This window comes from Methylobacterium persicinum (assembly GCF_022179525.1).
Lineage (GTDB): Bacteria > Pseudomonadota > Alphaproteobacteria > Rhizobiales > Beijerinckiaceae > Methylobacterium > Methylobacterium persicinum.
Genome location: NZ_BPQX01000091.1, coordinates 1 through 2900 on the forward strand (window position 1 = coordinate 1; position 2900 = coordinate 2900).

The window sequence follows — 2900 nt, forward strand, 5'->3', positions numbered from 1 at the left end:
AAAGCCAGCCGGTCAGGTCAGTGCCGCTGGGCTACACGGTCGTGGAGGTCGAGAAACGCGGCGTCCGGATCAAGAAGCGGCTGGCGGTCGACACCGTCGAGGCCGAGACGGTGCGGTTGATTTTCAGTCTCTATCGCCAGGGCGACGGGTCGTCCGGCCCGCTCGGGGTCAAGGCCATCACCTGCCACCTCAACGAACGGGGCTACCGCACGCGGGCCGGAGCCCGGTTCGGCGTGGCGACGATCCACGGGATCCTGACCAACCGCGGGTATGTCGGCGAGTGGGTGTTCAACCGGCGCTGCTCGCGGACGCTGACCGAGAAGCCGAAGGCGGAGCAGATCCCGATCACCGTGCCGGCGATTATCGCCCTGTCCGAGTTCGAGGCGGTGCAGGCCACGTTGAAGGCTCACAACCCGCGCACGACGCCGGCCCGGGTGGTGACCGGGCCGATCCTGCTCACCGGCTTGGCGACCTGCACGACCTGCGGCGGCCCGATGACGCTGCGCACCGGCACGTCGAAGTCAGGCAAGGTCCAACGCTACTACAGTTGCTCGACCCACGGGCGTCAGGGCAAGACCGGCTGCACCGGCCGCACGATCCGGATGGACACCCTCGACGCGCTGGTCACCGACCGCCTCGTGGAGGAGCTTCTGCAACCTGACCGGCTGCGGGCGACACTCGCGTCGCTGTGGTCGCAGCGGGCGGAGAAGACGTTGGAGGTCGATGGCCGGGTCACGGCGCTGCGCCATGAAATCGAGGCCGCGGAAGACAAGCTGAAACGGCTTTACCGCATGGTCGAAGACGGGCTGACCGACCTCGACGACATTCTCAGGGAACGGCTCGCCACCCTGAAGCAGGAGCGGGACCGCGCCAAGGGCGCGCTCGACCGGATCCACGTCGCGAAACGTCCGCCGACGGAGATCGCCCCGGAGATGATCGAGCGGTTCGGGCGATTGATGCGCGAGAACGTGACGACGGGAGAGATCCCGTTCCGCAAGGCGTGGCTTCAGGCCATCGTCGATCGGATCGAGGTCGGAACCGACGTCATCCGTATCATCGGTGGGAAGGCGAACCTGGAAGCGGCCGTCGTCGGAGTGGGATCAACCGACATGCCCGGTGTTCGCAGTTCTGTACGGAAGTGGCGCGCCCGAAAGGATTCGAACCTCTGACCCCCAGATTCGTAGTCTGCGGGCGGACGCTAACGCACCCCCACAGTTTATAACATGCTGTGACGCTAAGTCATTGTTATGACTGCGCTCTATCGCTACTGTTAGGCGATGTTGGGAACATCGCATAGCGACGGCTATCGCGGTTTTGCCGTACCCCGAGCCGTACCCCGAGCGAGCCATGCCCCGTGCCCTGACCGCCGTCGCCGTCGCGAACGCCAAGCCGAGCACTGCTCGACGCGAGATAGCGGACGGTGCGACCCCCGGCTTGCGGGTCGTCATTCAGCCCTCGGGTTCGAAGTCGTGGATCTTTCGATACGAACTAGGCGGCCGAGGCGTGAAGTTGACGCTCGGCCCCGCCGTCGGCCCTGGCAGTCTGACCCTCGCGGAAGCCCGCCAGAAGGCCGGCGACGCCCGCAAGAGCCTAACCACCGGCAATGATCCGTCGGCGGAGCGGAAGGCCGTCAGGGCGGCTGCAATGGCACAACGTGAGGCCGAGAGATCCGAAGCCGTAACGGCCGAGCGACGGCAAGACGACCTGATCGAGAGCGTTGTCGACCGCTATGTCGCCCGCCAAGTCTCGCGCATGAAATCGGCGCAGGAAGTGAAGCGACTTCTTGAGAAGGAGGTCAAAGGCCCTTGGCGAGGCCGACTCGTGACCGAGATCGATCGCGCCGACGTGCTGAAGCTCGTCGAGGGTATTGCCGACCGCGGGGCCGGGACGACCGCGAACCGCACGCTCGCGAACCTCAAGGCGTTCTTCAATTGGTGTGTCGACCGGGGCATCCTCGAAGTCTCGCCTGCAGAGCGCGTCAAACGTCCGAAAGACGAGGTCTCGCGCGACCGCGTCCTGAGCGATCCCGAGCTTCGCCTTGTCGTCCTGGCGTTGCGCCAGCTCGACTGGCCATGGCGCGAGTTCTTCAGTCTCACCCTGCTCACGGGGCAGCGGCGTGAAGAGATTGCCGGCATGCGATGGAGCGAAGTCGATCTCGACGCTAGCGATCCGGTGTGGGTTCTCCCGGCCGCCAGGGTGAAGAACGGGAAGATCCATGCCGTCCCACTCGTACCCGCGGTCGTTGCGTTGATTCGCGATGCTCGTCGGATCGAGGGGTCAGAGTTCGTACTGACGACGACGGGCGACACGTCCGTATCCGGCTTCTCGCGGGCGAAGGCGGCACTCGACGCGAGAATGCTGAAGGTTGCACGCGACGAAGCCGAAAAGCAGGGCGCCGACCCTGAGCGCGTCACGATCGCACCTTGGCGGCTTCATGACCTCCGAAGAACCGCCGCGAGCGGGATGGCTCGGGCAGGTATATCCGTGGCGGTCGTCGAAAAGGTGCTCAATCACGTCTCGGGGACGTTCGGAGGAATCGTCGGCGTCTATCAGCGCCACGATTTCGCGGCCGAGAAGCGGCACGCGCTTGAGGCTTGGGCCGCGCTTGTCGATCGCCTTTCGGCCGACACCGACGGCGGTAGTTCGCACGGTGAGGCCGCCTGATGCCCGCTCTCTTCGATCTAGACAAAGAGCGAGCGGCCGAGTTGCGCCGCTGGCAAGCGGTCTTCCAGCGTGACGGCAACAAGGCGGCGGCTTGGCGCTGCTATCGTCTCGCTCGGGCTTGGAGCTTGCCGATCCCCGAATCGGTGATGGCCGAACTCGATCGCGTGGCGGCGGCTATCGGCGACGAAGTTGAGCGGACTCGCAAGCCTGACCGTCTGTCAAACAGCGTTGAACTT

At 65.3% G+C, this 2900-nt stretch carries 3 protein-coding genes; all 3 read left to right on the forward strand.

Translation table 11 applies throughout. The features are described 5' to 3' along the window. A partial coding sequence (locus MFF22_RS24575) for a recombinase family protein (RefSeq protein ID WP_238253393.1) occupies window positions 1-1169 on the forward strand: 1169 nt, incomplete at its 5' end. 178 nt (window positions 1170-1347) lie between these two features. Continuing rightward, entirely contained in the window at window positions 1348-2664 is a 1317-nt protein-coding gene (locus tag MFF22_RS24580; RefSeq protein ID WP_238253395.1) for a tyrosine-type recombinase/integrase, read from the forward strand. Continuing rightward, window positions 2664-2900: hypothetical protein (locus tag MFF22_RS24585; RefSeq protein WP_238253396.1), on the forward strand; the 237-nt coding region annotated here is incomplete at its 3' end. The genes MFF22_RS24580 and MFF22_RS24585, both read left to right, overlap by 1 nt.

Bases quoted from the DNA above. Each gene is read 5' to 3' on its own strand.
- MFF22_RS24580 (WP_238253395.1), top strand. From the start codon at position 1,348: ATGCCCCGTGCCCTGACCGCCGTCGCCGTCGCGAACGCCAAGCCGAGC.